Below are 931 nucleotides of genomic sequence, written 5' to 3'. Positions count from 1 at the left end.
CAACTTAATAGCCAAAAAAAAAGCTCAATTCCTATTGAAAGAATTGAGCCAAACACATTATAAACAGGTTGTGAAACTTTTAGTCCATCTACCAAATGGATTAAATTAATTATATCATAAAAAGGAGTAAAAAAATAATGAATATTTTCAGACAAAAGCAAAAGATAGAAAAGAATGAGTTTGACACTTCAAGTAATCCTTATCTTAATGCAAAAACCGAATGGCTAGAAAGATACGGAGATTATATCACTCGTGCTAAAAACTGGCAAATGGTAGCGATAATTAGTTTAGCCATGTGCTTTGTATGTGTTCTCTTTATAGGCTATATCGGCTCTCAGAACAAGCTTATCCCTTATGTTATTGAAGTTGATAAGTTAGGCAATACAGCTAAAGTAGGAATGGTGCAAAATATCGACTTAAAAAACCCAAATGTAATAAAGTATAGTCTAAATACTTTTATTTATTCTTGGCGTTCGGTTTGGGGAAATGCCGAAACTCAAAGAAAATTCATATTTGATGCCTATGCTTATGTGGAGCCAAGATCAAAAGCATTTAATTATTTAAATTCAGAATTTCAAAAAAACAATCCTTTCACACGATCTACAAAGGAAAATGTGCGAGTGAAAATTAAAAATATCGTTCCACAAAATATTGACACTTGGCAAGTTGAATGGGAAGAGACGACTACAAATTTAAATGAAGATATTCTTTCTAAAGAAACTTATCGAGGATTAATCCGAATTAAACAAATCATTCCAAATACAGAAGAACAAATTTTAAAAAATCCTTTAGGGATTTTCATCACTGATATTAATTTTGCAAAAATTTTATAAGGAGTTAAATATGAAAAAGTTTATTTTTAATACAAATACAGCCACAAGGGAAATCCACCACACCCCAACAAGTGGGGCAAGGCTAAAAAGCCTTGACT

At 31.0% G+C, this 931-nt stretch carries 1 protein-coding gene; it reads left to right on the top strand.

Features of this window, described 5'->3' with window-relative positions:
- Positions 1 to 137 precede the first annotated feature (137 nt).
- Positions 138 to 833, top strand: coding sequence for a VirB8/TrbF family protein (locus CCO88_RS09780; protein ID WP_002790743.1), 696 nt, complete (start codon positions 138 to 140; stop codon positions 831 to 833).
- The last annotated feature ends 98 nt before the right edge of the window (positions 834 to 931 follow it).

Origin of the sequence: Campylobacter coli LMG 9860, from assembly GCF_000254135.1 — a bacterium.
In the GTDB taxonomy this organism is placed as follows: Bacteria; Campylobacterota; Campylobacteria; order Campylobacterales; family Campylobacteraceae; genus Campylobacter_D; species Campylobacter_D coli.
The sequence above is the reverse complement of the archived record's forward strand: the minus strand, read 5'-3'. Positions and strand labels throughout refer to the sequence as shown.

Excerpts from the sequence above, each read along its gene's own strand:
- CCO88_RS09780 (WP_002790743.1), top strand. The coding sequence starts at position 138 with ATGAATATTTTCAGACAAAAGCAAAAGATAGAAAAGAATGAGTTTGAC.